The organism is Ruegeria sp. HKCCD6604 (assembly GCF_013110635.1).
Classification (GTDB): domain Bacteria; phylum Pseudomonadota; class Alphaproteobacteria; order Rhodobacterales; family Rhodobacteraceae; genus Ruegeria.
Map to the genome: position 1 here is coordinate 1,131,752 of NZ_WVQW01000001.1, position 26,761 is coordinate 1,158,512.

Genomic DNA, 26,761 nt, shown 5'->3' on the forward strand with positions numbered 1-26,761 from the left:
CAGGCGCCGCAAGGGCCCCTGCCCGACCCGTCAATATCCCCCGCCCCGGGGCACGGAATGTTGACTGACGAGTCAATCACAAACCGTTTTGAGCCCGTTTGTCGAGGATTTCTTTGACAGTTCAGTGTTTTTTCTTGTTCGGGCTGAATTTCGATTCCTGTCGGGTGGCTTTCGAACACCGAAAATTCCCATTGCAAAAGGAAGGTAAAACAAAACACTGTTGATATGACAGCTTTGAGGTTGGGTTCATGCGTTCATTTGACGAGATCTTTGATATTGCCGCCTCTCGCCACGGTGGGGTCGAAGCCTTTGAAGCACAGCTGACCAAGCCCAAAAGCCACGAAGAACTGGCGGCGATGCCCGACGACCGGTGGCTATCGATCATCACGAAATGCGTCTTTCAGGCCGGTTTCAACTGGAAGGTCATCGAAAACAAATGGGATGGATTCGAGGCCGCCTTTGACGGTTTCGATGTGGGCCGGTGTGCGTTCATGGATGATGAAAAGTTCGATTCCCTGCTGCAAGACACACGCATTGTCCGCAATGGAACCAAGATCGCAGCAGTGCGGGACAACGCGGCGTTCCTTTTGGAACTGCGCGACGAAGGCGGCGCGGGCCAGGTTCTGGGGGGCTGGCCCTCTGATGACTATGTCAGCCTTCTTGCCATGCTGGCCAAACGCGGGTCTCGTCTTGGCGGGGCTTCGGCGCAATATGCGATGCGTTTTGCGGGCCGCGACAGTTTCATTCTGTCGCGGGACGTCACCGCCCGTCTGATCGCCGAAGGTGTGATCGACAAACCCGCCACGTCGAAAAAAGCCATGGCGGCGGTGCAACGGGCCTTCAATTCCTGGATGGATCAATCCGGGCGGTCTTTGACGGAAATCAGCCGGGTTCTGGCCATGAGCCTGTGAAAACGGTTTGCGGATCGCAAGCAGAGGACTAGGATTCACCTCATGGTTCTGCGCGTATTCCTATGTGCTCTTTTATTGCTGTCCTCTTGCGGCCGTCCATTGACAAAGCAAGAGCGCAACTTTGCGGATGCCATTCAGGGCGAAACCCTGAATCTTGACAGCGTGCGATTGGTCCAAGGTGCGCCGGTTGCCAATGTGACGTATTTCCGCGAAGAGCGGCCACGTCTGGCCTGTCGCGAGCGCATCCTTCCTCCGGTAGAGCCCGGGCCCGTGACCGGCAGGCCCGCGGCCGTGGCCCTGTTCAACAAGGTCTATTTTGCGCGCGACTGGTATCTGGAAGACTACATGTCCGATTTTCCGGATCAGATGAACCTGGTGGCTGCGATGCTGCTGGCCCATGAACTGACGCATGTCTGGCAGTGGCAGAATCGCCGGACCACCGGTTACCACCCGTTGCGAGCAGCGGCGGAACATGGTGGGCGCAGCGACCCGTATCTTTTTGACCTCGAAACCTCGCCGGACTTCCTGTCCTACGGGTTTGAACAGCAGGGCGCCATCGTCGAGGAATACGTTTGCTGCCGTGCGCTGGACCCTCAGGCCACCCGAACCAAACGGCTGCACAGGATGCTGAGCGCGCATTTTGATCTGTCCCCGCTTCCGCAAAAAGGGCGAGAGCGCGCAATCTTGCTTCCTTGGAGCGAGGCCGAGATCGACGGGATTTGCAGCGGAACCTAATTCTGCTGCAAGGTCTCCAGATAGGCCACCAGATCCACGATGGGCTGGCTCGTCAGAATTGGCTGACCATGCGGCGTTTTCATGGATGTGTCCTGCCCGTCAAAATAAGGACCATAAACCGGCATTGGGCTACCATGGCTGACCAGCGGATCCCGACCATCAATGCGGGAGACAACGCGGGCAGTCGGGAACACGCCCTCTTCGTTGGACAAAGCGGTCAGATCGCTCGGTTGAACCACCAGCACGGCTGCCATCGGACCCTGACCCATCGCATCGATTCCGTGGCAGGTCGCGCAATGGTGCATATAGAGTTCCTCTCCGGTCTTCGCGTCCTGAGCCCAGGCGGCCTGCGAGGCAGCAGCCGAAACCCCAAGAACCATTACACTGATTGTTGCCTTGAACATCGTATCCTCCTGCCTGGATTGGCATTTGCAGGGTTGCCCGATGACCTTCTTGGCGCAATGATCCAGATCAACGAAAAAGGTACAGAGGTTTCGGGCAATGACACAATACGCCGCCATCATGCTGGCCGCCGGATTTGGAATTCCGATCCTGGCCGCGCTCAACGCGGCGCTGGGAAAAGTCATCGGGTCGCCAACTGCGGCAGCCGTTGTGCTGTTTGCGATCGCCTTCATCGCCTCGGCCTTGGTCATGGCGCTGTTTCCCGGATTTGCGGCCTTGTCCAAGATTGCCAATGCGCCGAAACACCTGTTGCTTGCAGGTGTCCTGATTGCGTTCTATGTCCTGTCGATCACCCATGTCGCACCACATTTCGGAGTGGGCAATGCCGTGTTCTTTGTGCTGCTCGGGCAATTGATCAGCGCTGCGGCCATCGACCATTTCGGCCTGTTCGGCGCACAGGTCGAACCGCTTACACTCATGCGGATGGGCGGGATCGCCGTCATGGCCATTGGCGTTGCGATCACTCAACTGGCCTGAGCACCCCGCCCTCAAGCCGAACCATCCGGTCCATGCGCGCCGCAAGGTCAAGATTGTGCGTTGCTATCAACGCCGACAACCCTTCGTCCCGCACCAGCTTCATCAGTGTATCAAAGACCTGATCCGAGGTTTCGGGGTCCAGATTACCCGTCGGCTCATCCGCCAACAAAACACGGGGCGCATTCGCCAAGGCCCGGCAAAACGCCACCCGCTGTTGTTCCCCACCTGAGAGTGCGGCGGGGCGATGGCTGGCGCGTGCGGCCACACCGACACGGTCCAACAGATCCAGCGCTCGGGCCTGTGCGGCCTTGTCCGGCACACCATTGGCCAGTTGCGGCAGGGTGATGTTTTCCAATGCCGTGAATTCCGGCAGCAAGTGGTGGAATTGATACACGAACCCGACATCCTGCCGACGCAGTGCGGTTCTGGTCCGGTCGCCCTTGCCCGATACGTTCTGCCCGCCAATTTCGACGGTTCCTTCGTCGGGCATGTCCAGCAGACCGGCGATATGCAGAAGCGTTGATTTACCTGCCCCAGAGGGCGCGACCATCGCTACGGCCTCACCCGCGCGCAGATCCAGATCAACTCCGCGCAAGACCTGCACCTCGCCCGGTTTGCCTTTCAGATAGGTCTTGGTCAGACCTTTCAGACGCAATGTGACATCATTCATAGCGCAACGCCTCGACCGGGTTCAGCCGCGCCGCTCGACGGGCAGGGAAATAGGTGACGACAAAGGACAGGCCAAGCGACAGGCCGATCGCCTTGAGCACATCGCTCAGGTGCAGCTCGGCGGGCAAGGCATAGATGCCCCGGATCGACGGATCCCAGACGCCACCGCCCATCACGTAATTCACGAAGGAAAAGATCGGATCGATATAGATCGCAAAAAGGCATCCCAGGATGACCCCCATTGCCGTACCGATCAGTCCGGTAAAAGCGCCGCAGATGAAAAACACACGCAGAACCGACCCTTCGCTCAGGCCAATGGTGCGCAGGATGCCGATATCGCGCCCCTTGTTCTTGACCAGCATGATCAGGCCCGAAACAATATTCATCGCGGCGATCAGAACGAGGATCGAAAGGATGATGAACATCACGTTGTCTTCAACTTCCAATGCCCGCAGGAACCCACCGGATGCATCCTGCCAGGTCCAGATCTGGCTGCGCTCGCCCGAGGCCTCGAGAATCGAAATCAGGATCGGGCCCAGGTCTTCGGGGTTGTCCACCATCACTTCGATTTCATCGGCCACACCTTCGCGATTGAAAAAGCCCTGCGCCTGCGAAAACGGCATGTAGACGCGGGTGCGGTCGATGTCATAGCGCCCGGCCGAGAACACATAGACAACGCGATAGGCATTCACGCGGGGCGACGTACCAAAGGCGGTTTTGACGCCGTTGGGCGACGTCAACTTGACGACATCCCCGACCGTTGCCCCGATGCTGCGCGCCACGCCTGAACCAATTGCAATGACATCCTCACCCGTCTGGAATTCAGACAAGTCCCCCACAGCCTGCTCTGCCTGGGCAATTCCGGGCAGATCACGCAGATCGTCGGGTCGGATTCCAAACACTTCAACCCCGCTGCTGCGGTCGCGGTTGGTGATCAGCACCTGCCCCTTCACCAAAGGAGCCGCGCGTTGAACTCCGGGCACTTGTGCTATCCGGGCCGCGCGCTCTTCGTAGTCGGCGATTGTGCGATCCACCCGCCCCTGCGCGTCAATCTCGCCTGACGAATAGACCGTTACATGCGCGTTTGCGCCCAGGATGGTGCCGACGAATTCGGAACGGAAGCCGGACCGGACCGCCAGTGTCGCGATCAGGGCAAACACTGCCAATGTGATCCCGATCAGAGAAATCCAGGTCATCACACTGACGCCGCCCTCGGCCCTGCGGGCCCGCAGATAACGCCATGCGATTTTCCATTCAAAAGGGGCAAAGGGCGGGGGTGTGTTGGCCATGCCTGCTCCGGGGTGTTCATGTTCGCGGGGACAGTTTCGGCATTTCACCCGATGGTCAAGCCGGTTGTCGCTTTGAACCCGTTCCTCAGCCTGAACGAGCCGAATCAATCCGGTTGCCCAGCACGGCGACTGGGCCAAACGGATGACTTGGAAGTCTGCTGCTACACCATGAGTTGTGAAGCGCATCACAGACAAACCGGTATTGTTTCATGTATGAAGTTAATCATCGCGCTTTGTGAGCTCCTGAATCGAAAAAGCAACAATGGGCGCGAAATTTTATTACTCTTTTTGATTATTTTCAGAAACTTTGTCACCCTGTATGTGGGGGAACACATTTAAGGAGCGGGGGTCGCTCAATGAATTTTCAAATTTCAACCAACGGTGCGGGGGTTATTCCGTCTCGCCAAGCATCAAAAGATCTGGATTGTGAAACAGCGGCGCTGCTGCGTGCGGCCATTCGGCCGATCTTTGCCAGCGCGGCAAGCTGGGGCAACTTGACGGATATCCTGAAAGACAAAGGGTACCGTCTGGTTTTCCGGCAAGGGCGTCTGTGTATCACGGATCGCACTACGGACGCGCGGGTTTGCGGATTGCGGTTTCTAGGTCTTGAGTTTCGCGACCTGGTCAACCGGCTGGGCCGTCCGATCGTGGTCGCACGCGGCGATGGCGCCAACGGAGATATCCTTGCGACGCGCCCGACGGCAGACCAAGACTGACGTCTCAACCGATCGAATTGGTCAGATCACATTTGGTGGCCAAGGCAATCGCATGGCCACCTTCGCGAAATGGATCTGTGTTGCGTGACAGCAAGACCCGTCACCGGTGACGGTGCTCAGGCAATCTGCTGGTAGATTTCAGCAACTTTGGTAACGGCCGCCTCGGGGCTCAGTTCCTCGCTTTCGCCGGTCCGGCGGCAAGTCAGTTCAACGACACCATTCTTCAGGCCACGCGGCCCGACCGTAATCCGCCAGGGCAGACCAATCAGATCCATGGTCGCAAACTTGCCCCCTGCCCGTTCATTACGGTCATCATAAAGCGGCTCCAGCCCCAAGGCTGTCAGAGCATTGTAGATTTTGTCACAGGCCGCATCCGCTTCTTCATCGCCCTGTTTCAGGTTCACGATGCCGCAATGGAACGGGGTCACGCCCTCGGGCCAGATAATGCCTTTGTCGTCATGGCTGGCCTCGATGATTGCGCCGACCAGACGGCTGACGCCGATCCCGTGGCTGCCCATATGCACCGGAACCGGTTTTCCATCCGGGCCCTGCACGGTGGCGCCCAGCGGCTCGGAATATTTCGTGCCAAAATAGAAGATCTGCCCAACTTCGATACCACGCGCCACGCGGCGGCGTTCTTCGGGGATCTGATTGAACAGCGCCTCGTCATGCGTTTCATCCGTGCGTGCGTATTTCGAGGTGAACTCTTCCAAGATCGCCTTACACTGTTCACGGCTGTCATAGTCAATCTCACGATCACCAAAGGTAAGATCGGTGACGGCGCTGTCATAGAAGACCTCGGATTCACCAGTGTCAGCCAGCACGAGGAACTCATGGGTGTCATCGCCGCCGATGGGCCCCGAATCCGCGCGCATCGGGATCGCCTGAAGGCCCATACGCTCGTAGGTACGCAGATAGCTGACAAGATGGCGATTATAGGCGTGCAGCGCATCTTCCTTGGTGAGGTCGAAGTTGTAGCCGTCCTTCATATAGAACTCGCGGCCCCGCATCACGCCGAAACGCGGGCGGATTTCGTCGCGGAATTTCCACTGGATCTGATAGAGGGTCAGCGGAAGGTCTTTGTAGCTGTTCACGTGGCCGCGGAAAATATCGGTCACCAGTTCTTCGGCCGTGGGCGTGAACAACATGTCCCGGTCATGCCGGTCCTTCATGCGCAGCATTTCCTGCCCGTAATCGTCATAGCGGCCGGATTCGCGCCACAAATCCGCCGATTGGATGATGGGCATCTGGATCGCGATGTGACCGGCCCGGGCCTGTTCTTCATGGACAATGTTTTCCAGCTTGCGCAGCACTTTGAAACCCAGCGGCAGCCAGGAATATATCCCGGCAGAAGCCTGCTTGATCATCCCGGCACGCAGCATCAGCCGGTGGCTAACGATCTGGGCCTCGGACGGGTTTTCCTTGAGAACGGGCAGAAAGTAACGGCTGAGGCGCATGAACGATCCTATTTGTCTAGCGAAAGCCCGAATGCTCTACGCGATCCACAAAGGCTAGGCAAGGCGGCGCATCATTCAGGCTTGCGCAGCAAATAGGTGTAATAGTTGCACGAACCAAAGAACGTGCCTTCCCGCGCGGCTGCTTTCTGACCTTCGGCCCATTTCAAGGCGGTCTCGACGTCGATTGCACCTGCCTGAATGCAGGGGCCGACATAGGCGTCGATCATATTTCCGAAAAACGAGGTCTGGCCAGCCTCGGCCAGCAATTCCGGGATGAAACCGGCAACTTCCAGCCCCGCCTGCCGGGCCAGGAACGGAAGATGCCGCAGAACGAACGGATTGCCGACAACCGTCTGCAAGATTGCGTCCACCGCCATCGCGTTGGCGTCAGGGTCGCCAGCACCGATCGTCAACGACGCATAGTCGCCATCGAAAATGGCGATCGTGCCGCCGGGCCGCGTCAGCCGCGCGGCTTCCTCTAGCATCGCCGTCGGGTCCGCCACATGGCTGATCACCGTATGTGCGATGACGATATCAAAACGGCCTTCGCCGGCGCCGGTGTTCCGGGAATCCGCAACCTCGTAGCGGATGCGGCCCGCCAACCCCGCATCGTCCGTCTTTTCCATTGCGACCTTGATCAGCTCTGCCGCCAGATCCGACCCGACAATCTCGCACTCCGGGCCGACCCGGTCGGCCAGCGCCCGCGTCACGACGCCCGTGCCACAGCCCAGATCGACGATGCGGTGGCACGAGGCCCAGTCGAGCCGGTCGAAATAGCGTTCGCGCATTTTCACGAAATCCGGCATTTCGCCGCGAAACTCCAGACGGTCCGCAACGACGCGAACCGTGTCTTCCCCCTGTTGATCCAGGCTCTGATAGATGTCGGGCATTGCTCCGTCCCCCAAGGCAGGGCGTCAGTATAGCACGTTTCGGCCCGGCACGTCGGCTCTCTGCGCTGGCGGACTGTGAACGCGACGCCCGGCAATGGCGCGTTTGCGACCCAAGGTCAGTCGGGTTTTTGATTGACCCGCCAATTGGGAGTTTCAATTGTGGCGGGAACACAAACACCAGGAGGCGCTGTTGCAGACAATTCAGGAACCCGCCCGGCAGATACCTGTCATCCACCAGACCGATATTCTGGTCGTGGGCTCTGGCCCGGCCGGGTTGGCAGCAGCGCTGGCAGCGGCCCGCGCAGGCGCAGACGTGTCGCTAGTTGACCGGTTCGGCTGTATGGGCGGCAACATCACTGCCGTCGGCGTCGAAGGATTCGCCTGGTACCGGCACGAGCAAACCGTCGAGGCCGGCGGCATCGGGACGGAGTTCGAAACCCGCGCCAAAGAGATGGGCGCGGCGGTGCCCGAAAGCCAGTCGCTCAGCTATGAACTGGACAGCGAAGGGTTCAAGCTGGTGGCGGACAAGCTGGTCGAAGAGGCGGGTGTTCATCCGATGCTGCACCGGCAATTCGTCGCCCCCATCATGGAAGGGGACCGGATCACTGGCATCATCACCGAGTCCAAGGCCGGGCGCGAGGCGATACTGGCCAAGTTCGTAATCGACGCCACCGGCGACGCCGATGTGGCCCATCGCGCGGGGGCCCCGACGCAAAAAACACCACGGGAGGACATGATGGCGGCCTCTGTTATGTTCCATCTGGCCGGAGTGGACAAGCGCGCCTTTATGGAAGGCGTCAAAGCCGATCCGCAGACCTACAAGGACTGGGGCGGCGGCGGTGAGTGGAACATCGAAACCAGCGGCAAAGAGGACGACATGTTTTCGCCCTTCGTGCACAAGCCCTTCCAGCAGGCCATCGATCAGGGGCTGATCCCGCCGCATCTGAATACCATTGCCGGCACCTGGGGCGCAATGCATGACACGGGCGAGCTGACCTACATGAACCTCATCCATCTGGCCGAGATTGATGGGACCGACCCCGACAGCCTGACACGTGGCGAGATCGAAGGCCGCCGTCAGACCATGCTGGCCATCGAGGCGCTGCGCCGGTTCATGCCGGGATGCGAGAACGCGCGGCTTCGGAATTTCGGGATGACCATCGGTATCCGCGACACCCGCAAGATCGATGCGGTCTACAACATGACCGAAAACGACGCCCGCCATCAGGGCCGGTTCGAGGACACGATCGGCATCTATCCCGAATTCATCGACGGCTATGGCATTCTGATCCTGCCGACCACGGGGCGGTACATGCAGGTCCCCTACCGCTCGATGCTGCCCAGGGGCGTCAAGGGCCTGCTGGTCGCTGGGCGGTCGCATGGTGCGGACCGGGTGGCCCATGCCGCCACGCGCAACATGGCCTGCTGCGCCGTCATGGGCCAGGGTGCGGGCATTGCGGCGGCCATGGCACTGAAAAGCAATCAGGGCCTGGACCAATTGAACCTGGCACCTGTTCACACGGAACTAGAGCGTCAGGGGGTCAGGATTCACTGATGGACAGGATTCCGACAATAGACATCTCGCCGCTGTCCGATCCCGGCAGCGCAGCCTTTGCCGCAACGGTACAAGGCATAATTGAGGCCTGCACAGGAATCGGGTTTCTGTCCATCACCGGGACAGGTGTGTCCCAGCAGACGGTGGATCAGGTCCGTCAGACCACACGAGAGATCTTTGCCATCAATGAAGCCCGCAAATGGGATCAGGCCATCACGCGCGAGAATTATCGCGGTTATATCCCGATGGGTTTTTTCACACCGAATGACGGATCCGGCAAAGCCGACAAATACGAGGGTTACAAGCTGCACCACGAGGTTGCCGCCACCGACCCCGTGCGCAGTGAATGTGCCCTGTACGGCCCAAATCTGTGGCCCGCCGAAGTTCCCCGCGCCAAAGAGGTCATCCTGGATTATTGGCGTCAATTGGATCAGGTCACTGATGTGTTGTTGGGCGCATTGGAATCCGGCCTGAACTTGACCTCTGGCATTTTGCGCGACGCGTTCCGCAACCCGATGACCAATATGACATTGCTGCACTATCCCCCGCAGGCCGCGGAAGAAGCGGGCTATGGCATCCATCCGCACAAGGATACGGACGCACTGACCATCATCGCGCCCGATCCGGTGGGCGGGCTCGAGGTGCAGACCCGCAGCGGCAAGTGGATTTCACCGGACTGCCCACTCGGTGGTTTCGTGGTGAATATCGGCGACATGCTGGAACTTTGGTCAGGCGGGCGATTGAAATCCACGCCACATCGGGTGGTCAACCGGTCGGGCAAGGAACGGTATTCTTTCCCTTATTTCGCCGTACCCCGCCATGACGTCATTGTTGAACCGTTGTTGCCCGCCCTGCCCGGTTTCGACCGCCCGGCGGTTCATTGTGGGCACTGGTCGGCAGAAATCTGGCGCACCAACTGGCCCGATGAAGCCGCAGAAGAAGACACCCCTGAACTGGGGACGTTGCACGATTGAAACGGGCAAAGCCCGTGCCCATGAAGCGCTTGCATCATGGGCTTTGATGCGCCAAGAACGCCTGCAAAGGCCTGAACAAGGGGATCACGATGGCTTTGCCGGTAAAGGATCAGCTGAGATACTGGGGCGTCGCCGCTGCGGTTTTTGTTTTGATCCTCTGGGCTTTGGGGGATGTCCTGCTGCCCTTCGTCATAGGCGGAGCAATTGCGTATTTCCTTGATCCCGTTGCGGATCGGCTGGAGCGGTTGGGCCTGTCGCGCATCGCAGCCACAGCCATCATCACCGTCATCGGGATTTTGGGGTTTATATTGGCGATCCTGATGGTCGTGCCCGCCCTGATTACTCAATTGCTGGATCTGATCGACGTTCTGCCTGACCTTTTCAAGCAATTGCGCGGGTTCATTGAAAAACAATTCCCGTCGCTGCTGGACCGGGAATCAAACACTCATCAGATGCTGGTGTCCTTCGGCGACATGCTGAAATCCAAGACCGGGGATGTTCTGCAAACGGTTCTTGCCTCACTCGGGTCCGCGATAAACATTGTTGTCCTTCTGGTAATCGTGCCCGTCGTGGCTGTTTACCTGCTGCTGGACTGGGATCGCATGGTCGCTCGCATCGGAGAGCTCCTGCCGCGTGACCACGCCCCCACCATCAGGCGGCTGGCCGGTGAGATTGACGCCGTGCTGGCCTCTTTCGTGCGCGGGATGGGAACGGTCTGCCTGATCCTAGGTACCTACTATGCCGTCGCGCTGATGCTTGCCGGTCTGCAATTCGGCCTGATCGTGGGATTCATCGCGGGGCTGGTCACGTTCATCCCCTATCTGGGCGCCCTGATCGGAGGCTCATTGGCCATCGGGCTGGCGCTGTTTCAGTTTTGGGGAGATTGGGCACATGTCGGACTGATCGCGGGGATCTTTGCCATCGGGCAGGTCACCGAGGGGAATTTCCTGACACCCAAACTAGTAGGCAGCTCTGTCGGGCTGCACCCGGTCTGGCTGCTGCTGGCACTGTCGGTCTTTGGGGCCTTGTTCGGCTTTGTCGGCATGCTGATCGCCGTGCCCGTGGCCGCAGCATTGGGCGTGCTGGCCCGATTTGCCACATCGCTGTACCTGGACAGCCGACTTTATACCGGTCTTGAACGTCAGGATCAGGAAACCGAGTAAATGGCCCGACAACTCAGCTTTGATCTGCCCGCCAAAACTGCGCTCGGGCGAGAGGACTTTTTTGTGTCGCCTGCCAATGCCTTGGCCGTGGCGATGATCTCGGCCACATCCTGGCCGGGAAACAAGCTTGTTCTGACCGGCCCGGCCGGTGCGGGCAAAACCCATCTGGCGCATGTCTGGGCCGCGGAAACCGGCGGGCGCATCATTCAGGCTGCGGATTTGCGGTATGACGACGTGCCGGATCTGGCACTCAGGCCGATTGCCGTAGAAGACGTGCCCATGATCGCCGACGATCCCGACCAGCAGAAAACGCTGTTTCACCTGCATAATCTGGTTCTGGCCGAGGGGAACGCCCTGCTGATGACTGGTCGGCTGGCCCCGAAATTCTGGGAATTGCCACTGGCCGACCTGCAAAGCCGGGTCGAAGGCGCTCATCACGTGGCGCTGGATCCGCCCGACGATGCGTTGCTGGGTGCGGTTCTGGCCAAACTGTTCGTAGATCGGCAGCTGAACCCCGGCCCCGAGGTAATCGCCTATCTGGTCAAACACATGGATCGTCGATTTGAAACTGCGGCCGACGTAGTGGAGCAACTGGATCAATTGGCCCTTATGGAAAAGCGCGACATCACCCGTTCCCTGGCCGTGCGGGTTCTGAACATGAGCCCGGACGAGATCGAGACGGGTGATTGACCCGCACCCGCCAATTTCGCATCCTCACACAGCATTATCTGGAAGACACATGGATCAGACCGCTGCAACCGACATCCCTGACTGGGGACCTTTCGGAAAGCCACTGTTCGACGAGCCTGGAACCCGGGCATTGTCGCGTGTCGGAGTTGTCGATGTCGGATCCAACTCGGTCCGGATGGTCATCTTTGACGGTGCGGCCCGATCGCCGGCCTATTTCTACAATGAAAAGGTCATGTGCGAATTGGGCGCGGGCCTGTCCGAGACCGGGCGACTGAACCCGCGTGGGCGCGAACGGGCACTGGCGGCGCTGCGGCGGTTTCAGAATCTGGCGGTTGATCTGGAATTGCCGGGCCTGCATGTCGTGGCCACGGCAGCTGTGCGCGAGGCCAAGGACGGGCCGGATTTCTGCGATCAGGTCAAGGCAGAGACCGGGCTGCACGTGGAAGTCATCGACGGGGAAGAAGAAGCCCGTTTATCAGCTCAGGGAGTGCTGCTGGGATGGCCCGGAGCCTATGGCCTGATCTGCGACATCGGCGGGTCGTCGATGGAACTGGCCGAGATCGGAGACGGTCAGGTCGGCCGCCGCCTGACTTCGGCCCTCGGGCCGCTGAAACTGCGCGATATCAAGGGCGGACGGCGCGCACGCAAGGCCCATATCAAAAGCACGATGGAACAGCTGCGCGATCAAATGGGTCCGCAGCGGGATCGTCTGTTTCTGGTTGGCGGCAGCTGGCGGGCCTTTGCCCGGCTGGACATGCTGCGGCGGGGCTATCCGCTGAACGTGCTGCATGAATACCGGATGACGACAAAACAGGTTCGTGAAACGATCAAGTTCATTGAAAAGAACGATCATGAAAAGCTGCGCAGCCAGGCCGGTGTATCCAGCTCGCGGATGTCGCTCATCCCCTACGCGATGGATGTTCTGGCCCGGCTGATCCGAACGTTCAAACCGAAGGACATCGCCATATCCAGCTATGGGATCCGTGAGGGATTGCTGTATGAACAGATGTCGCAGGAGTTGCGCGACCGGGACCCGTTGATCGAAGCCAGCCTTTTTTCCGAATCCAAGGATGCCCGCCTGCCCGGATTTGGCAGAAACCTCTATGATTTCGTGATGCCGCTGTTCAAATCAGCGCCCCCCAGCAGCGTTCGACTGATCAAGGCTGCATGCCTACTGCACGATGTCAGCTGGCGTGCTCATCCCGATTACCGGGCCGAAGTCTGTTTCGACAACGTCACCCGCGCCAATCTGGGTGGCTTGAAGCATTCAGAACGTGTCTTTATCGGGCTTGCCTTGCAGCACCGGTATCGCAACAAACGCGAGGGAAACCGCTTTGCGCCCCTGTATGATCTGCTGGACGAAAAAGGCCAGAAAGACGCCGAGATTCTGGGCAAGGCCATGCGCTTTGGCGCGATGCTGTGGATGCACAATGACGCCAATATGGGGCGTCTGAAATTCTATCCCAAAAAGCGGGAGTTGGAGCTGTACCTGCCCGAAGCAGCAGCCCCCCTGTTCAGCGAAGTTGCCGAAGCGCGCCTTAATTCACTGGCGAACGCCCTGAAATCCGATACGCGCGTGATCATCAAGGGCTGACCCTCGATCCGATCAGATATCAGTTGCCCCTTCGGGCAATTCTTCACCTTCATTTTCAGGCTCTGCCGGATCCTCGGCCTGTTTCCTGCGGATGATGATATCGCCATTGGGCAAGATCTCGGGCGCTTCATAAGCGCTCCAATCCTTGATCTCGGCCCCCAGCTCGGCCAGTGCGGGGCCCATTTCCCGCAAGAACGACTGCATTGCCGGGCCAAACTCATCCGCAAGGCCCAGCAGATCATCCAGTGCCGGTTCCATTTCCTTGCGCAGACCTTCGAAAAACAGCTCGGCCCCCTGCTCCATCAGGGATTTGCTGTTGTCTTCCTGCGAAAGGGCGGGCGCGGCGATGCCGGCAGTGATCATGCTGATCAGCAAAACGTGTTTCATACCTAGAATATAGCGCCCCAGCCGCAGGCGTGAAAGGTCACAGGTCGATGTCCAGTGTGACCGGGAAATGATCCGACGCCGTCAGCAGCGCCTGTCGCAGGTCCGGTGCGGACCAACAGGCCGCGTCGCGAAACGGATGCCAAATGCGCCAGGCCGAGCGGTATGCACGCAGATCCTGGGTTATCATTATGTAATCCAGAAGAGCCTCGAGAAACCTGCCTTCTTCCGGGCGGGCAAAGCGCGCCGTGGAGGGTATCGATCCGGGGCGAAAACCATGAGCCGTCACCGCGTGCGGGTCGAACAAACCTGCCTCCAGCAAAATCTCGACCGAAGAGCGGCCGAACAGATGCTCGAACTCATCCAGCCCGGGGCCGTCGTTCAGGTCTCCCAGCAGAATGACGGGTTCCTGGCTGGCAACGTGCATCTCGACCCGCCTGGCCAGCCAGACCGCCTGCGCCAGTTGCTTGCGGCGGTTGGCAATCGAGATCCGGATCGCCTCATCCCGCGACCCGGCCCCATGCGGAGCCTTGGATTTCAAATGAGCTCCGATCAGCCGGACGTCGTGTCCCGACTGCGTCGTCACCGCCAATTCCATCGGTGGTTTGGAAAACCGCACGACATCCTCGGTCGCATCAATATCCAGATCGATTCTGAACGCACCATCGAACCGGGGGGCCAAGGGTTCGTCGATGTCACCCTTGGGATCATGGCGCACGGTGAGAATGGTCCTGTCGTAGAGCAGCGCCAGCTCTTGATGGGTGTCGTTGGCAAATCCCATCACCGCGTCAGAGATGCGCAGATCGAACGCCTCGGCAAAGGTTTGCAGGGCCCGCACCGTGTTCTGGCGTTTGCCGGTGTTCGGAGCCTCGACAATCAATACCGCATCCGCGTCAATCGCGATCAGCACTTTTGCAATCGCCTCGACCTGCTGCGCCTTGGTGACATCATGCCGACCGGACCAGGTGTCATCGACGATCAGATTGTCGTTTTGATCAAAAAGATTAGCAAACCATTCGATATTGTAGGTCGCCAGCCGCATCCTGTCAGGCCCGCGCGCCGTTGATCTCATCCCAGGCGCGGTTGATGTCGATCATCTTTTTCTCGGCCAGTCTGATCGCCTCTTCCGGGACACCGCGCGCCATCATGGCGTCCGGATGCGTTTCGCGGACCAGCCTTCGCCAGACTTTGCGGATATCGGGCAAGGGCATGTCCTGCGGCACACCCAGAACCGTGTAAGGATCTTTTGGCGCATCCGGCACAAATCGCGCCCGCAATGCTTTGAATTGAGCGTCGGACTGCCCGAAGATCTTGCTCACTTCCTCCAAGAACGCGTTCTCATTGGGATGGTAGAACCCATCGGCCATGGCGATGTGAAACAGCCCCTCCATCAGGTCGCAAAGCGTGGTGCTGTCTTCGGCGAACATCCGGGCGATCTTGCGGGCATAATCCTGATACCCCGCCACATCCGTGCGCGCCATGTTGAAGACCCGCGCGGCATCTTCTTCGTCTTCGCGCGCGATCTGGAACACATCGCGGAAGGCAGTGACTTCATCTCGTGTCACCTGACCGTCTGCCTTGGCCATTTTGGCGCCCAGGGCAATCACCGCAATCGTGAACGCTACCGATCGTTCCGGCGGTGTTCGCAGCTTTTCAAAAACTGCGGCCAGGCTTTCGCCTTGGGCCAGCGCGCTGAGCGCATCGGATATGCGGGTCCAGATCGACATGGGCGTACACTAGCGTCACAATTCGGGACTGTCAGGTGCGACAGATCATTCAGGTGAAAGAATTTTCTGCATCAGCACAAGATCCAGCCATTGACCCCATTTGAACCCTACTTCGGGCATGCGACCAACCTGTGAAAAGCCCAGCGCCGCGTGAAACGCCACGGCGCCCGGATTGGCCGAGGAAATGCCTGCAACCAAAACATGCACACCGTCGGTTCGTGCGGCCGCCTCAAGCGCTTGCATCAAAGCACGCCCAACGCCTTTTCCGCGCGCATCCGGTGACAGCTGGATCGAGTGTTCGCGCGTCTGCGCGTATCCGGGGCCCGCACGAAACGGGGCATAGGTGGCAAAACCAACAACTTGCCCATCATGTTCGGCGACCAGGAAGCCGGTGCCCCGCGCCGTAATATCCTCGGTGATTTGCGTCGTGCTGCGCTCATCGGTCGTGAAGGTGATCAAGGACTCGCGGATGATCGCATTGGTGATCCTGGCGATTGCGGGCGCATCCGCCGCCATGGCCGGGCGAATGATCATTCCAGCACCCGGACCCCATGAGGTGTCTCGAACTCCGCCCTGAGCGCAGCCGGGCCGGTGTCGAACACCACCAGATCCAATGCACCAAGATGTCTGGCCAGCGTCAACGCATCCGGGTGGTACACAACCAAACGCTGCAGCCGACGGCCGCTGTTTTGCAGCATGTCGGCCGGGTGAAGGTCGCCCTGCCATTCGATGAGTGCGGGAAACAAATTGTCGAACGGCAAGCGCCCGGTTGGTGGAACCGCCATGCGCCACCGCAGCGCGCCCCGGGTCAGGTCGATCGGTTGCCCGACACCATCGGGAAACACCGCAAGCGAAGCTTCGATATCCTCGACCCGGCAAATCCAGTTGGTCAGACGCGGGCTGCCCTCGAAACGGTCCAGATCGAACCACCGCGTTCTGCCAGGTCTTTGCGCCTGCGGGTCGATCGCAATCGCCTCCAGATAGAGCCCGCCCCTGAGGCCCAGCAACTTGTTGTATGTCCCGAACGTCTCGTGCTTGCCGCCGGGTTGCAGCGCAACGCCAAGCGCTTGTTCGATATGGGCAGATGCGTCTTCCAACGTTTCACCCGCGACGGCCAGATGATCCAGTAACATGTGCCACCTCCTGCAAGTTTACGGCCAGACCCTTGCGGATCTGGCCGTATGTTTCCGCCAAAGAGGCGCGATCACAAGATAATTCGACGAAAACCCGACCTTCGTCAGCCGCGCGCTTCGCTGATCAGGCGCAGGATGTCCTGAGCGGCCTCGGGAATGTTGGTGCCCGGGCCAAAGATGGCCTTGACCCCATGATCAAAAAGGAACTGGTAATCCTGCTGCGGGATCACCCCGCCGCAGATCACAATGATGTCCTCGGCCCCGGCTTTTTTCAGCTCTTCCACCAGTTGCGGAGCCAATGTCTTGTGCCCTGCCGCCTGCGAGGAAATACCGACCACATGCACGTCATTGTCCACCGCGTCCTGCGCGGCCTCGGCCGGGGTCTGGAACAAGGGGCCAACGTCTACGTCAAACCCGATATCGGCGAACGCGGTGGCAATCACCTTGGCCCCACGGTCATGACCGTCCTGCCCCATCTTGACCACCAGCAGACGGGGGCGACGGCCTTCGGCCTCGGCGAATTCCTCGATGGATTTCTGGATCGCGGCAAAGCCTTCGTCGCCCTCATAGGCCGCGCCATAAACGCCGGCGAGGGTTTTCACTTCGGCGCGGTGGCGGCCGAATTCCTTTTCCATTGCCATGCTGATCTCTCCTACGGATGCGCGGGCGCGGGCGGCCTCGACCGCAGCAGCCAGCAGGTTTCCGCCCTCTTGGGCAGCCTTGGTCAAAGCGTCCAGCGCCTGTTGGCAAGCAGCCTCGTCACGGGTTGCACGGATACGTTCCAATCGCGCGACCTGAGCTTCGCGCACGGCCACATTGTCGACGTCCAGAATATCGATCGGATCTTCCTGTTCCTTGCGATATTTGTTGACCCCGACGATCACCTCTTCGCCGCGGTCGATCATGGCCTGGCGGCGCGCGGCGCTTTCCTCGATGCGCAGCTTGGGCATGCCGCTGGCCACGGCCTTGGTCATGCCGCCCATTTCCTCGACCTCTTCCATCAGGGCCCAGGCTTTTTCGATCAGCTCATTGGTCAGGCTTTCGATGTAATAAGACCCCGCCAGCGGGTCGACCACATCGGTCACGCCGGTCTCTTCCTGCAACACCAGCTGCGTGTTCCGGGCGATACGCGCCGAAAAGTCGGTGGGCAGCGCGATCGCTTCGTCCAGCGCATTTGTGTGCAACGATTGGGTCCCGCCCAGAACCGCGCTCATCGCCTCATAGGCGGTGCGGATCACGTTGTTGTAAGGGTCCTGTTCCTGCAACGAAACACCTGACGTCTGGCAGTGGGTGCGCAGCATTTTTGACCGTTCGGATTTCGCGCCGAACTCGGTCATGACCCGGTGCCACAGCGTGCGCGCGGCGCGCAGTTTGGCGATCTCCATGAAAAAGTTCATGCCGATGGCAAAGAAGAACGACAGCCGGCCTGCGAACTTGTCCACGTCCATCCCGGCCTGTGTCGCTGCACGGACATATTCGCGCCCGTCGGCCAGGGTATAGGCCAGTTCCTGCACCAGGTTCGCGCCGGCCTCTTGCATGTGATAGCCCGAGATCGAGATCGAGTTGAACTTGGGCATCTCGTTCGAGGTATACTCGATGATGTCCGAGATGATCCGCATCGAGGGCTCGGGCGGGTAGATATAGGTATTTCGCACCATGAATTCCTTCAGAATGTCGTTCTGAATGGTGCCGGACAGAACCGATTTGTCGTGCCCCTGTTCCTCTCCTGCCACGATGAAGTTCGCCAGAATCGGGATCACCGCGCCGTTCATGGTCATCGAGACCGAGACCTGATCCAACGGAATGCCGTCGAACAGGATTTTCATGTCCTCGACACTGTCGATGGCCACACCGGCCTTGCCCACGTCACCGACGACACGCGGGTGGTCGCTGTCATAGCCGCGGTGGGTGGCCAGATCGAAAGCGACCGAAACGCCCTGCTGGCCCGCCGCCAGGTTGCGGCGATAGAAGGCGTTGGATTCTTCGGCGGTCGAAAAGCCCGCATATTGACGGATCGTCCACGGACGGCCCGCATACATCGTGGCCTTCACACCGCGTGTAAACGGACCAAAGCCCGGCAGCGAACCCATATGCGGCAAACCGGCGGTGTCTTCCTGCGTATAGAGCGGTTTGACCGCAATGCCTTCCAGCGTCTCTTTGGTCAGGTCGTCCAGCGGACGTCCGCGCAGCTCTTTCTCGGCCAGCGCTTTCCAATCCTTGGTGTCGGTCATTTCGGTTTCCTCTTGTCAATTCGGATGGCGGCAGTCGAAAGCTTCCGCATTGAGGTCTTGCGCTTGGCCGTTTCATTCAGCCGCAAGCGCGACATTTTGAGTGTTTGGTACAAATCGTCGGTCGCAATCGGTGTCACAGAGGCTATATTCGAAGGGACAGGAGGCCACATGACACGCACGCTTGCCTTTGTTTTCTTGGCACTAATCCCGATGTCTGTCTGGGCGGCGGATGGCACGGCGACGACGGATGACAGTTTTGTCCGCCCGGTGGGTGACAGCGAACTCAGCGAGTTTCTTTGGGTCAACCGACCCATCGTAGTCTTTGCCGACACGCCGGCGGACCCGCGGTTCCAGCAACAGATCGACATGCTGCTCGAAGGCGAAGCCGCAATGCGTGAGCGTGACGTGGTGGTTCTGACCGATACCGACCCATCGGCGCGGTCTCCGATCCGGTCACAGCTGCGCCCGCGCGGGTTCCAGATGGTATTCGTCGACAAGGACGGCGTGGTCAAACTGCGCAAACCTTCTCCGTGGAGCGTGCGCGAGATTGGTCGGTCCATCGACAAGACCCCCCTGCGCGAACGCGAAATCCGCGATCGGCGCGAAGGCGGCTGACCGCTTTCGCCACCCCGAAAGACCCCGGCACAGAATGCCGGAGGCTTTGACGGGTATGGCAAAAGCGCGGTCATGATCACTCGAACTCGATGATCACTTCGTCCACGGCGAGACTGTCGCCGGGGCCTGCATTGATCTTGGCAACGATGCCCTTCTTCTCGGCGCGCAGGATGTTTTCCATCTTCATCGCCTCGATGGTGCACAGCGCCTGACCTTCCTGCACCTCTTGCCCAACTTCGACGTCGATCTTCACAACCAGGCCGGGCATCGGGCACAGCAGCATTTTCGAGGTGTCGGGCGGCAGTTTTTCAGGCATCAGCCGCGCCAGTTCCGCCTGACGCGGGGTACGTATCTGCACCTTGAGATCCGCGCCGCGGTTACGAATGCGGAACCCGCCCGAGATCTTGCCCACCTTCATGACCAGCGGCGCGTCATCAACCGTCATGACGGCAAGCTGATCGCCCGGGGTCCAATCACCCGTCACCCGCATTTCCTGACCGTCGTCAAACCTGATCGTGGCCCCATCCTGATCCGCGTTGACCTTGACAGGCCACTGGATTTCGCGCCCGAAGGAGACAACCCAATCGGTGCCGACCTTGCGTTCGTGATTGTCCATCCGACCCGACACGCGGGTCCGGCGAATTTCTGCGACGCGATGCATGGCCGCGCAGGACGCCGCAATCCGGCGCAGGTCTGCCTCGGCCAGTTCGACGCCCTCGAACCCGTCGGGGTATTCCTCGGCGATGAAGGCCGTGGTCATATCGCCGCTGATGAATTTCGGATGATCCATCACGGCGGACAGGAACGGCAGGTTGTGGCCAATGCCTTCAACCTCGAAACTGTCCAGCGCCACGCGCATCGCCTCGATCGCCTGATCACGGGTCGGAGCCCAGGTACACAATTTGGCAATCATCGGGTCGTAATACATGCTGATCTCACCGCCCTCATAGACGCCGGTGTCATTTCGAACAGCAACATCGCCTTCGGGCGCATCCCCCTGCCATTTGCCGTTGGCCAGCATCGGTCCGGCTGCCGTCTCCTGAGGCGGGCGATACCGGGTCAGACGGCCAATCGAGGGCAGGAAGCCGCGATACGGATCCTCGGCGTACAGGCGGTTTTCGATCGCCCATCCGGTCAGTGTCACGTCGTCCTGCGTGATCGACAGCTTTTCACCCGCTGCCACGCGGATCATCTGTTCGACCAGATCAACACCGGTGATCAGTTCGGTAACAGGGTGTTCCACCTGCAAACGCGTGTTCATTTCCAGGAAATAGAAGTTCTTTTCACCGTCGACGATGAACTCTACCGTTCCCGCGCTGGAATAGCCCACGGCCTTGGCCAGGGCCACGGCCTGTTCCCCCATGGCTTTGCGTGTTGCTTCGTCCAGAAACGGCGACGGCGCCTCTTCCACAACTTTCTGGTTCCGGCGCTGGATCGAGCATTCGCGCTCGCCCAGGTAGATGCCGTTTCCGTGACTGTCGCAAAGAACCTGAATTTCGATGTGACGCGGTTGGGTCACGAATTTCTCGATGAAGATCCGATCATCCCCGAACGAACTTGCGGCTTCGTTCTTTGACGATTGGAAGCCTTCGCGCGCCTCGTCGTCATTCCACGCGATCCGCATGCCCTTGCCGCCGCCGCCGGCGCTGGCCTTGATCATGACAGGATAGCCGATCTCGTTCGAGATTTTGACCGCCTCATCGGCGTCTTCGATCAGCCCCATATATCCGGGAACCGTCGACACATTCGCGTCCTGCGCGATTTTCTTCGAGGTGATCTTGTCGCCCATCGCCTCGATCGCGCCTTTCGGGGGGCCGACGAAAACCACGCCTTCGGCTTCCAGCGCCTCGGCAAACTTGGCGTTTTCGGACAGGAAACCATAACCGGGATGGACCGCCTGCGCGCCACTCTGGCGAATGGCGTCCATCACCCTGTCGATCACGATATAAGACTGGTTTGCAGGTGGCGGGCCGATATGGATGGCTTCGTCCGCCATCGACACATGCAGCGCGTTCTTGTCCGCGTCCGAGAAAATGGCGACGGTGCCGATACCCATCTTGCGGGCGGTCTTGATAACCCGGCAGGCGATCTCGCCCCGGTTGGCGATCAGGATCTTATTGAACATGGAACGTCCTTTGGCTTGGTGTTCTGGAAACGCAAAACGCCGCCGCAGGGAACAATCCCCACGACGGCGTGATGCGCGATGACGGGCGGGACGACATGCGCCCCGCAAAATATGCGTTAGTTACAGGTGTTCTGTGTCTTGCAGTACAGCACGTTGCCCGCCGCACCGACGGCTGCGCCAAACAACGGGTCCGCGTTGAGGACGGCCGCCCCCACTGCCCCGGCACCGCCGCCGAGGATTGCCTGTTCGCCCGTGGTGTCTCCGCAGGCGGCCAGACCCGCACAGGTCGTCGCAACAAGGATGAAGCGTGAGAATCGCATAGTATCTGCCCTTTTTGGTTTCTTGATCCTTTTCGGGTCAGATGCGCGAAACACGCCCTGTTATTCAATATCAACGGGTGCGCCGGCGATTTTTGTGCGGGATTTTGCCTCTTTCTGTCCGCTACAGGCAAAAAGAAAAACGCGGACAGGACTATGTGGGGAACACAAGCCTGCCCGCGCAAGGAAGGGGTACGGAATAGTAGGTGCATGTGCGGCGCAGGCAAAGTAGAGCCGCACGGCTCATCCAGTTTGCACAGCACAATATTGGCAGCAAACACAGTATTGTTTCCAATCGAGATTTCGGCTGGAATCTGCCCACACCCGGAAATGCCGCGCAACTTCGCGCCGATACCGGTTCGATACTGCTCGGGCGTTTGAGGCCGCTTTGCCGTCACAGTTTCGTGACAGATCAAGCCGCTTTCCGCGCGTTTCGCGGTTGCAGCATCACGACTCTCGGTCAGCGTTGGACATACAGAACCGCCTTGCGCCAATGCGTTATCCAGGCGGCTCAAGACGTCGTGTTTCAGCGCAGTGAAGAACACACATTTGCTTGAAAAATCAACATCTTCACTTCCCATTCTCGTGATTTCCCAAGGTTTGAACCTCGTGAAACGGTCCGTGTGCACACTCGCACTCAAAGGAACACCCACATGACGAAGACTAGAAAAAAGGCACTCCTGCTTGCTGCCTCTGCGCTCAGTGTGACCAGCACGCTTGCCTTTGCCCAGGATGCCAAAACTCAAGCCGAACTTGACGCCTTGCGCGCCCGGGTCGAGGCGCTGGAGTCCGCCAGTGCCAGCCCTGCCAACGGTGACTTCCGCATCGGCAACACCGTTCTGGACGTTTACTGATATGTAAAGGCCGACTTCTTCTACGATTTCGAGTTCGATCAGGGCGACACGGCGTTCGTGAATGTCATCGGGGAACCGTCGGCCGCGACCGATGGCACATTTGGTGCTACCGTCCGCCAATCGCGGATCGGTCTGCGCACCACCACCCCAAGCGGTATCGGCGATATCGGCGGACAACTGGAACTGGATCTGTTCGGTTCCGGCGGAACAGCCGAATTGCGTGTACGCCACGCCAATATCACCATCGGTGACAACTGGCTGATCGGACAGACCTGGACCAACTTCATGCCGCTGGACACCTACCCGACCTCGGTGGAATTCAACGGCCCCGTTGGTATCCCTTTCGCACGGGTTCCGCAGGTTCGCTATACCAACTCTTTCGGAACGAACACGTCCTTCGCCGTTTCGATCGAAGAGAATGTCGGCGGTTCGAATTCGGACGATCCGGTTTTGACCGCATCCGCCGAATACAATGACGGGACTTATGTCGCACGTTTGTCCGGCCTTTATGGCAAGGCGGAATCCCGCAATGTCGAAGTTGATCAGACCGGGTTCACGATATCCGGCTCGGTTCGCCCATGGCAGGGCGGCCTGTTCCAGGTCAACTATGTGAACGGCGAGGCACTCGGCCCGTACCTGATCGGCCTTGGTGATCCCATCGTGAACGGCCAGGCCAATGACGTGGATGGATACACCATCGAATTCCGGCAGGATCTGAGCCCGAAATGGAATGTTGGCATTGCATACGGCAAAGAAGACTATGACCTGCCGACCTCGACCGGAACCCTGTCGTTTACCGAACTGGAAACGATCCACGTCAACGCTTTTTACAAGGCAACCGAGGATCTGACACTTAGCGCCGAGTACATCTATGGCGAACGGAACGACGCGCCGACCGGCAGAACCTTTGACGGAAACCGCGTTCAGCTGGCCGCTCAGTTGAACTTCTGATGCCGCACACGGATCCTGCCCGGTTTCGGGCAGGGTCATCCCGGAACCGGTCTTGAAGGGCTGATATGCGGCGGCTTGGATCACGATTAGCCTGTCCCGTCGATTACGTCGGGAAAGGACGCACGGGCGGCGTCCACATCGATTACCAGCATTGCGTCATAGCTGGCCGGATCAAAAGGATCTTCCGCCGGGATGACTTCGCGCCCGAAAAGCCAGCTGAGACGTCCGGCATCCAGATTGCCCCGCTCGAACGGCTGATCGCCGAAATGCGCCCAAAGGGCCTCCATGAAGGCGACATCGGCGCGTTTGTCCGCTGGTTTGCGATCCCGGAACCGTTCCCGCCGTGTAAGCGGTGTGACGCCTTTGGGATTGGCGCGGCGAATAGTGAACTGAAAATCGGTGCCTGAAAGACGCCCCGGAAACCCGCGATGTTTCAGCATGGCGACACTCCACAGCTTTGTTTTGCAGACAAAAATAGTTCGAACCCGAACTTGGATGGGATCATGTTGCGCACCTCCAAAGCCGCACCGTTGGTCTGAGAAGCTTTGACGTCATGACAGCGTAAGTTCATGGTCAAAGCCCTTCCCAGATACACCGGGACTGCTCAAGCCGGTAGGCTTCAAAATACTGGGTCGCGTCCGGAGCGGTGTCGCCAAATTCCACCGGGCGATCAGACAGGGAAATGACAACTCTGGATGGCTGCAATTCGTGCAGAGCCACATAAGGAACGGCTAGAACCTGGCACAGATGCTCCATATCCTTGGACGCCACGTCATAGCCGATCCGTCCCACTGACGCGCCGATCTTCGGGGCGACAAATCGAAAGCGCACCCAAAGCTCACCGGGGTTGTTGTCCAGCAGGACATCGCTCAGATGCACCGGCTGACCGGACGGCACCGGCAATGAACTGTCTGTCTGGGCAAAAACAGGAACGCCGAGCGCACACAACACCAGACATATGGCACGATCCCGGACCCACCGAAGGCAGGCTCCTCCTTCCGGGATCGCGCGCGCAGTGCTTTTGGCCTGCGCGGTTCTATGTCTGACGGGTCGGATCATTCAACTATTTGTCGCTTTTTGTCAATTCCGCCGCAATTTTGAGCATTTTCGCTAAAAATCGGACTGCCAGTGCCAACAACCGGGGCGGACAACGCCGCCCCGAATGGGTCAAAGCGGAATATTGTCGTGCTTTTTCCAAGGGTTCTTCAGCTGTTTGCCGCGCAAACTGGCAAAGGCTCTGGACACGCGCCGGCGGGTCGAATGCGGCATGATCACCTCGTCGACGAAACCGCGTTCGGCGGCGACAAAGGGGTTCGCAAACCGATCTTCGTAATCGGCGACATGCTGTGCGGTCTTTTCCGCATCATGCAGATCTGCCCGATGAATAATCTCGGTTGCACCCTTGGCACCCATCACCGCGATTTCGGCTGTCGGCCAGGCATAGTTGAAATCGCCGCGCAGATGTTTGGACGCCATAACCACATAGGCACCGCCATACGCCTTGCGCGTGATCACCGTGACCTTAGGCACGGTCGCCTCGCCATATGCATAAAGCAGCTTTGCGCCGTGCTTGATCACGCCGCTATATTCCTGCTGTGTGCCCGGCAGAAAGCCCGGAACATCGACAAGCGTCAGGATCGGAATTTCGAAACAGTCGCAGAACCGCACGAACCGCGCCGCCTTGCGTGAACTGTCGATATCCAAACATCCCGCCAAAACCATCGGTTGGTTCGCCACGACACCAACGGTCTGACCTTCCAGCCGAATAAAGCCGGTGATGATGTTCTTGGCGAAATCTTCCTGAATTTCGTAGAAATCGCCTTCATCGGCTATTTTGGTGATGAGTTCCTTCATGTCGTAGGGCGTGTTCGGATTGTCCGGAACCAGAGTGTCCAGCGAATCCTCGATCCGGTGAGGGTCATCAAAGAACGGACGCACCGGAGGTTTCTCGCGGTTGTTGAGCGGCAGGAAGTCCACCAGACGGCGCACTTCTGCCAATGCTTCCACATCGTTTTCGAACGCCGCATCGGCGACCGAGGATTTCTTGGTGTGGGTCGAGGCGCCACCCAGTTCTTCGGCCGTTACAACCTCGTTGGTGACCGTTTTGACCACGTCGGGGCCCGTCACGAACATGTAAGACGTGTCCTTGACCATAAAAATGAAGTCCGTCATCGCGGGGCTGTAAACCGCTCCGCCGGCGCATGGGCCCATGATTACGCTGATCTGCGGAACCACGCCCGAGGCCGTGATGTTGCGCTGAAACACTTCGGCATACCCGGCCAGCGAAGCCACGCCTTCCTGGATTCGCGCACCGCCCGAGTCGTTGATACCGACAATCGGTGCTCCGTTTTGCACCGCCATATCCATGATCTTGCAGATTTTCTGGGCATGCGTCTCGGACAGCGACCCACCAAAAACCGTAAAGTCCTGGCTGAACACATAGATCATGCGGCCGTTGATGGTGCCCCAGCCGGTGACAACGCCATCACCCGCAGGTTTTTGTTTTTCCATTCCGAATTCGGTGCATCGATGACTGACGAACATGTCGAATTCTTCAAAGCTGCCCTCATCCAGCAGCAACTCGATCCGCTCTCGCGCCGTCAGCTTTCCGCGCGCATGCTGGGCATCAATCCGCCTCTGCCCGCCGCCCAGTCGTGCGTCGTTGCGGCGGTTTTCCAACTCGGAAAGGATGTCTTTCATGACGATTATCCCCTGTAAAATTTGCCGGGACCCTACCCTTTTGCGCCTCTCATCCAAAGCTCTTTTCGGCAAATTTGCAAATATTCAGCAACAACAATCTGGATAACTGTAAACTTGCAAAGTCTCACATTGGGACCACTGG

Annotated in this window: 28 protein-coding genes and 1 pseudogene; 13 read left to right on the top strand and 16 right to left on the bottom strand. The window is 59.1% G+C overall.

Translation table 11 applies throughout. The features are described 5' to 3' along the window. Window positions 1-248 precede the first annotated feature (248 nt). Both GS614_RS05620 and GS614_RS05625 read left to right on the top strand, forming a co-directional pair. Window positions 249-911, top strand: coding sequence for a DNA-3-methyladenine glycosylase I (locus GS614_RS05620; protein ID WP_171205396.1), 663 nt, complete (start codon window positions 249-251; stop codon window positions 909-911). A gap of 42 nt (window positions 912-953) precedes the next feature. Beyond that, on the top strand, window positions 954-1,646 hold the full coding sequence (locus GS614_RS05625; protein ID WP_171205395.1) for a hypothetical protein: 693 nt from the start codon (window positions 954-956) through the stop codon (window positions 1,644-1,646). On the opposite strand, the gene GS614_RS05630 is transcribed toward GS614_RS05625, so the two are convergent. After that, on the bottom strand, window positions 1,643-2,050 hold the full coding sequence (locus GS614_RS05630) for a cytochrome c (protein ID WP_171329615.1): 408 nt from the start codon (window positions 2,048-2,050) through the stop codon (window positions 1,643-1,645). The two genes, GS614_RS05625 and GS614_RS05630, sit on opposite strands and share 4 nt — an antisense overlap. Before the next feature lie 97 nt (window positions 2,051-2,147). Between GS614_RS05630 and GS614_RS05635 the strand changes: the two genes are divergently transcribed. After that, the gene (locus GS614_RS05635; protein WP_171205394.1) at window positions 2,148-2,585 is read left to right on the top strand and encodes a DMT family transporter; all 438 of its coding nucleotides are present in this window, start codon (window positions 2,148-2,150) and stop codon (window positions 2,583-2,585) included. Here GS614_RS05635 and GS614_RS05640 read toward each other — a convergent pair. Next, a complete protein-coding gene (locus GS614_RS05640) occupies window positions 2,569-3,255 on the bottom strand; it encodes an ABC transporter ATP-binding protein (protein ID WP_152458702.1) in 687 nt (228 codons plus the stop codon). The genes GS614_RS05635 and GS614_RS05640 overlap by 17 nt on opposite strands. Next, window positions 3,248-4,543: a lipoprotein-releasing ABC transporter permease subunit gene (locus GS614_RS05645; RefSeq protein ID WP_171725691.1), complete on the bottom strand. Its 1,296-nt coding sequence runs from the start codon at window positions 4,541-4,543 to the stop codon at window positions 3,248-3,250. Before GS614_RS05645 ends, GS614_RS05640 begins: the two co-directional genes overlap by 8 nt. Window positions 4,544-4,561: 18 nt before the next feature. Between GS614_RS05645 and GS614_RS05650 the strand changes: the two genes are divergently transcribed. Both GS614_RS05650 and GS614_RS05655 read left to right on the top strand, forming a co-directional pair. After that, window positions 4,562-4,882: a hypothetical protein gene (locus GS614_RS05650; protein ID WP_216601091.1), complete on the top strand. Its 321-nt coding sequence runs from the start codon at window positions 4,562-4,564 to the stop codon at window positions 4,880-4,882. 17 nt (window positions 4,883-4,899) lie between these two features. Next, complete coding sequence (locus GS614_RS05655) at window positions 4,900-5,259, top strand: hypothetical protein (RefSeq protein WP_171114847.1); 360 nt, start codon at window positions 4,900-4,902, stop codon at window positions 5,257-5,259. A gap of 116 nt (window positions 5,260-5,375) precedes the next feature. Here GS614_RS05655 and proS read toward each other — a convergent pair whose 3' ends face one another. Both proS and GS614_RS05665 read right to left on the bottom strand, forming a co-directional pair. After that, the gene (proS, locus tag GS614_RS05660) at window positions 5,376-6,716 is read right to left on the bottom strand and encodes a proline--tRNA ligase (RefSeq protein ID WP_171167167.1); all 1,341 of its coding nucleotides are present in this window, start codon (window positions 6,714-6,716) and stop codon (window positions 5,376-5,378) included. 71 nt (window positions 6,717-6,787) lie between these two features. Further along, complete coding sequence (locus tag GS614_RS05665; RefSeq protein ID WP_171725693.1) at window positions 6,788-7,606, bottom strand: methyltransferase domain-containing protein; 819 nt, start codon at window positions 7,604-7,606, stop codon at window positions 6,788-6,790. A gap of 190 nt (window positions 7,607-7,796) precedes the next feature. On the opposite strand from GS614_RS05665, the gene GS614_RS05670 reads away from it, so the two are divergent. The 5 genes from GS614_RS05670 (at window position 7,797) to GS614_RS05690 (ending at window position 13,582) form a co-directional block, all read left to right on the top strand. Further along, on the top strand, window positions 7,797-9,161 hold the full coding sequence (locus GS614_RS05670) for an FAD-dependent oxidoreductase (RefSeq protein ID WP_371809380.1): 1,365 nt from the start codon (window positions 7,797-7,799) through the stop codon (window positions 9,159-9,161). Continuing rightward, window positions 9,161-10,135 carry an isopenicillin N synthase family oxygenase gene (locus GS614_RS05675; RefSeq protein WP_171205389.1) on the top strand — a complete coding sequence of 325 codons (975 nt, stop codon included), beginning with the start codon at window positions 9,161-9,163 and terminating at the stop codon, window positions 10,133-10,135. Before GS614_RS05670 ends, GS614_RS05675 begins: the two co-directional genes overlap by 1 nt. Before the next feature lie 89 nt (window positions 10,136-10,224). Next, window positions 10,225-11,298, top strand: coding sequence for an AI-2E family transporter (locus GS614_RS05680; RefSeq protein WP_152458709.1), 1,074 nt, complete (start codon window positions 10,225-10,227; stop codon window positions 11,296-11,298). Then, window positions 11,299-11,988, top strand: coding sequence for a DnaA ATPase domain-containing protein (locus GS614_RS05685; RefSeq protein WP_171725694.1), 690 nt, complete (start codon window positions 11,299-11,301; stop codon window positions 11,986-11,988). A 49-nt stretch (window positions 11,989-12,037) separates the two neighbouring features. After that, window positions 12,038-13,582 (top strand): Ppx/GppA family phosphatase, encoded by a 1,545-nt coding sequence (locus GS614_RS05690; RefSeq protein ID WP_152458711.1) that lies wholly within the window; start codon window positions 12,038-12,040, stop codon window positions 13,580-13,582. Window positions 13,583-13,594: 12 nt separating this feature from the next. Here the strand turns inward: GS614_RS05690 and GS614_RS05695 are convergent, their stop codons facing one another. The 6 genes from GS614_RS05695 to scpA all read right to left on the bottom strand — a co-directional run bounded on the left by GS614_RS05695 (window position 13,595) and on the right by scpA (window position 19,057). After that, the gene (locus GS614_RS05695) at window positions 13,595-13,969 is read right to left on the bottom strand and encodes a hypothetical protein (protein WP_171616046.1); all 375 of its coding nucleotides are present in this window, start codon (window positions 13,967-13,969) and stop codon (window positions 13,595-13,597) included. 37 nt (window positions 13,970-14,006) lie between these two features. After that, window positions 14,007-15,008, bottom strand: coding sequence for an endonuclease/exonuclease/phosphatase family protein (locus GS614_RS05700; RefSeq protein ID WP_171725945.1), 1,002 nt, complete (start codon window positions 15,006-15,008; stop codon window positions 14,007-14,009). Between the two features lie 4 nt (window positions 15,009-15,012). Then, window positions 15,013-15,693 (bottom strand): molecular chaperone DjiA, encoded by a 681-nt coding sequence (locus GS614_RS05705; RefSeq protein ID WP_171114829.1) that lies wholly within the window; start codon window positions 15,691-15,693, stop codon window positions 15,013-15,015. Window positions 15,694-15,738: 45 nt separating this feature from the next. After that, window positions 15,739-16,227 (bottom strand): GNAT family N-acetyltransferase, encoded by a 489-nt coding sequence (locus tag GS614_RS05710; RefSeq protein WP_171639075.1) that lies wholly within the window; start codon window positions 16,225-16,227, stop codon window positions 15,739-15,741. Next, window positions 16,224-16,826 (bottom strand): VOC family protein, encoded by a 603-nt coding sequence (locus GS614_RS05715; RefSeq protein ID WP_171725695.1) that lies wholly within the window; start codon window positions 16,824-16,826, stop codon window positions 16,224-16,226. Before GS614_RS05715 ends, GS614_RS05710 begins: the two co-directional genes overlap by 4 nt. Before the next feature lie 104 nt (window positions 16,827-16,930). After that, the gene (gene scpA, locus GS614_RS05720) at window positions 16,931-19,057 is read right to left on the bottom strand and encodes a methylmalonyl-CoA mutase (RefSeq protein WP_171725696.1); all 2,127 of its coding nucleotides are present in this window, start codon (window positions 19,055-19,057) and stop codon (window positions 16,931-16,933) included. 168 nt (window positions 19,058-19,225) lie between these two features. Here scpA and GS614_RS05725 point away from each other — a divergent pair, with 168 nt between their 5' ends. Beyond that, window positions 19,226-19,672: a DUF4174 domain-containing protein gene (locus GS614_RS05725; RefSeq protein WP_152458718.1), complete on the top strand. Its 447-nt coding sequence runs from the start codon at window positions 19,226-19,228 to the stop codon at window positions 19,670-19,672. Between the two features lie 76 nt (window positions 19,673-19,748). On the opposite strand, the gene GS614_RS05730 is transcribed toward GS614_RS05725, so the two are convergent. Further along, window positions 19,749-21,797: an acetyl/propionyl/methylcrotonyl-CoA carboxylase subunit alpha gene (locus tag GS614_RS05730; protein WP_171167148.1), complete on the bottom strand. Its 2,049-nt coding sequence runs from the start codon at window positions 21,795-21,797 to the stop codon at window positions 19,749-19,751. A 116-nt stretch (window positions 21,798-21,913) separates the two neighbouring features. Beyond that, a complete protein-coding gene (locus GS614_RS05735) occupies window positions 21,914-22,117 on the bottom strand; it encodes a hypothetical protein (protein WP_152458720.1) in 204 nt (67 codons plus the stop codon). Window positions 22,118-22,767: 650 nt separating this feature from the next. Here GS614_RS05735 and GS614_RS22070 point away from each other — a divergent pair. Both GS614_RS22070 and GS614_RS05740 read left to right on the top strand, forming a co-directional pair. Beyond that, a complete protein-coding gene (locus tag GS614_RS22070; RefSeq protein ID WP_253285290.1) occupies window positions 22,768-22,968 on the top strand; it encodes a hypothetical protein in 201 nt (66 codons plus the stop codon). 24 nt (window positions 22,969-22,992) lie between these two features. Continuing rightward, a pseudogene (locus GS614_RS05740) lies at window positions 22,993-23,919 on the top strand (DcaP family trimeric outer membrane transporter); the annotation flags it as partial. Between the two features lie 86 nt (window positions 23,920-24,005). On the opposite strand, the gene GS614_RS05745 reads toward GS614_RS05740, so the two are convergent. The 3 genes from GS614_RS05745 to GS614_RS05755 form a co-directional block, all read right to left on the bottom strand. After that, entirely contained in the window at window positions 24,006-24,359 is a 354-nt protein-coding gene (locus tag GS614_RS05745; RefSeq protein ID WP_171639072.1) for a hypothetical protein, read from the bottom strand. A gap of 133 nt (window positions 24,360-24,492) precedes the next feature. Further along, a complete protein-coding gene (locus tag GS614_RS05750) occupies window positions 24,493-24,978 on the bottom strand; it encodes a DUF6497 family protein (protein ID WP_171114817.1) in 486 nt (161 codons plus the stop codon). 108 nt (window positions 24,979-25,086) lie between these two features. Beyond that, window positions 25,087-26,619 carry an acyl-CoA carboxylase subunit beta gene (locus GS614_RS05755; RefSeq protein ID WP_171725697.1) on the bottom strand — a complete coding sequence of 511 codons (1,533 nt, stop codon included), beginning with the start codon at window positions 26,617-26,619 and terminating at the stop codon, window positions 25,087-25,089. Window positions 26,620-26,761: the final 142 nt, after the last annotated feature.

What these genes read in the sequence shown, in the direction of transcription:
- GS614_RS05745 (WP_171639072.1), bottom strand. Translation starts at nt 24,359, where the DNA reads ATGCTGAAACATCGCGGGTTTCCGGGGCGTCTTTCAGGCACCGATTTT.
- GS614_RS05625 (WP_171205395.1), top strand. Translation starts at nt 954, where the DNA reads ATGGTTCTGCGCGTATTCCTATGTGCTCTTTTATTGCTGTCCTCTTGC.
- GS614_RS05705 (WP_171114829.1), bottom strand. Translation starts at nt 15,693, where the DNA reads ATGTCGATCTGGACCCGCATATCCGATGCGCTCAGCGCGCTGGCCCAA.
- GS614_RS05755 (WP_171725697.1), bottom strand. Translation starts at nt 26,619, where the DNA reads ATGAAAGACATCCTTTCCGAGTTGGAAAACCGCCGCAACGACGCACGA.
- GS614_RS05665 (WP_171725693.1), bottom strand. Translation starts at nt 7,606, where the DNA reads ATGCCCGACATCTATCAGAGCCTGGATCAACAGGGGGAAGACACGGTT.
- GS614_RS05725 (WP_152458718.1), top strand. Translation starts at nt 19,226, where the DNA reads ATGACACGCACGCTTGCCTTTGTTTTCTTGGCACTAATCCCGATGTCT.
- GS614_RS05635 (WP_171205394.1), top strand. Translation starts at nt 2,148, where the DNA reads ATGACACAATACGCCGCCATCATGCTGGCCGCCGGATTTGGAATTCCG.
- proS (WP_171167167.1), bottom strand. Translation starts at nt 6,716, where the DNA reads ATGCGCCTCAGCCGTTACTTTCTGCCCGTTCTCAAGGAAAACCCGTCC.
- GS614_RS05710 (WP_171639075.1), bottom strand. Translation starts at nt 16,227, where the DNA reads ATGATCATTCGCCCGGCCATGGCGGCGGATGCGCCCGCAATCGCCAGG.
- GS614_RS05645 (WP_171725691.1), bottom strand. Translation starts at nt 4,543, where the DNA reads ATGGCCAACACACCCCCGCCCTTTGCCCCTTTTGAATGGAAAATCGCA.
- GS614_RS05695 (WP_171616046.1), bottom strand. Translation starts at nt 13,969, where the DNA reads ATGAAACACGTTTTGCTGATCAGCATGATCACTGCCGGCATCGCCGCG.
- GS614_RS22070 (WP_253285290.1), top strand. Translation starts at nt 22,768, where the DNA reads ATGACGAAGACTAGAAAAAAGGCACTCCTGCTTGCTGCCTCTGCGCTC.
- GS614_RS05735 (WP_152458720.1), bottom strand. Translation starts at nt 22,117, where the DNA reads ATGCGATTCTCACGCTTCATCCTTGTTGCGACGACCTGTGCGGGTCTG.
- GS614_RS05640 (WP_152458702.1), bottom strand. Translation starts at nt 3,255, where the DNA reads ATGAATGATGTCACATTGCGTCTGAAAGGTCTGACCAAGACCTATCTG.
- GS614_RS05700 (WP_171725945.1), bottom strand. Translation starts at nt 15,008, where the DNA reads ATGCGGCTGGCGACCTACAATATCGAATGGTTTGCTAATCTTTTTGAT.
- GS614_RS05685 (WP_171725694.1), top strand. Translation starts at nt 11,299, where the DNA reads ATGGCCCGACAACTCAGCTTTGATCTGCCCGCCAAAACTGCGCTCGGG.
- GS614_RS05655 (WP_171114847.1), top strand. Translation starts at nt 4,900, where the DNA reads ATGAATTTTCAAATTTCAACCAACGGTGCGGGGGTTATTCCGTCTCGC.
- GS614_RS05650 (WP_216601091.1), top strand. Translation starts at nt 4,562, where the DNA reads ATGTTCGCGGGGACAGTTTCGGCATTTCACCCGATGGTCAAGCCGGTT.
- GS614_RS05620 (WP_171205396.1), top strand. Translation starts at nt 249, where the DNA reads ATGCGTTCATTTGACGAGATCTTTGATATTGCCGCCTCTCGCCACGGT.
- GS614_RS05690 (WP_152458711.1), top strand. Translation starts at nt 12,038, where the DNA reads ATGGATCAGACCGCTGCAACCGACATCCCTGACTGGGGACCTTTCGGA.
- GS614_RS05715 (WP_171725695.1), bottom strand. Translation starts at nt 16,826, where the DNA reads ATGTTACTGGATCATCTGGCCGTCGCGGGTGAAACGTTGGAAGACGCA.
- scpA (WP_171725696.1), bottom strand. Translation starts at nt 19,057, where the DNA reads ATGACCGACACCAAGGATTGGAAAGCGCTGGCCGAGAAAGAGCTGCGC.
- GS614_RS05630 (WP_171329615.1), bottom strand. Translation starts at nt 2,050, where the DNA reads ATGTTCAAGGCAACAATCAGTGTAATGGTTCTTGGGGTTTCGGCTGCT.
- GS614_RS05675 (WP_171205389.1), top strand. Translation starts at nt 9,161, where the DNA reads ATGGACAGGATTCCGACAATAGACATCTCGCCGCTGTCCGATCCCGGC.
- GS614_RS05730 (WP_171167148.1), bottom strand. Translation starts at nt 21,797, where the DNA reads ATGTTCAATAAGATCCTGATCGCCAACCGGGGCGAGATCGCCTGCCGG.
- GS614_RS05750 (WP_171114817.1), bottom strand. Translation starts at nt 24,978, where the DNA reads ATGATCCGACCCGTCAGACATAGAACCGCGCAGGCCAAAAGCACTGCG.
- GS614_RS05680 (WP_152458709.1), top strand. Translation starts at nt 10,225, where the DNA reads ATGGCTTTGCCGGTAAAGGATCAGCTGAGATACTGGGGCGTCGCCGCT.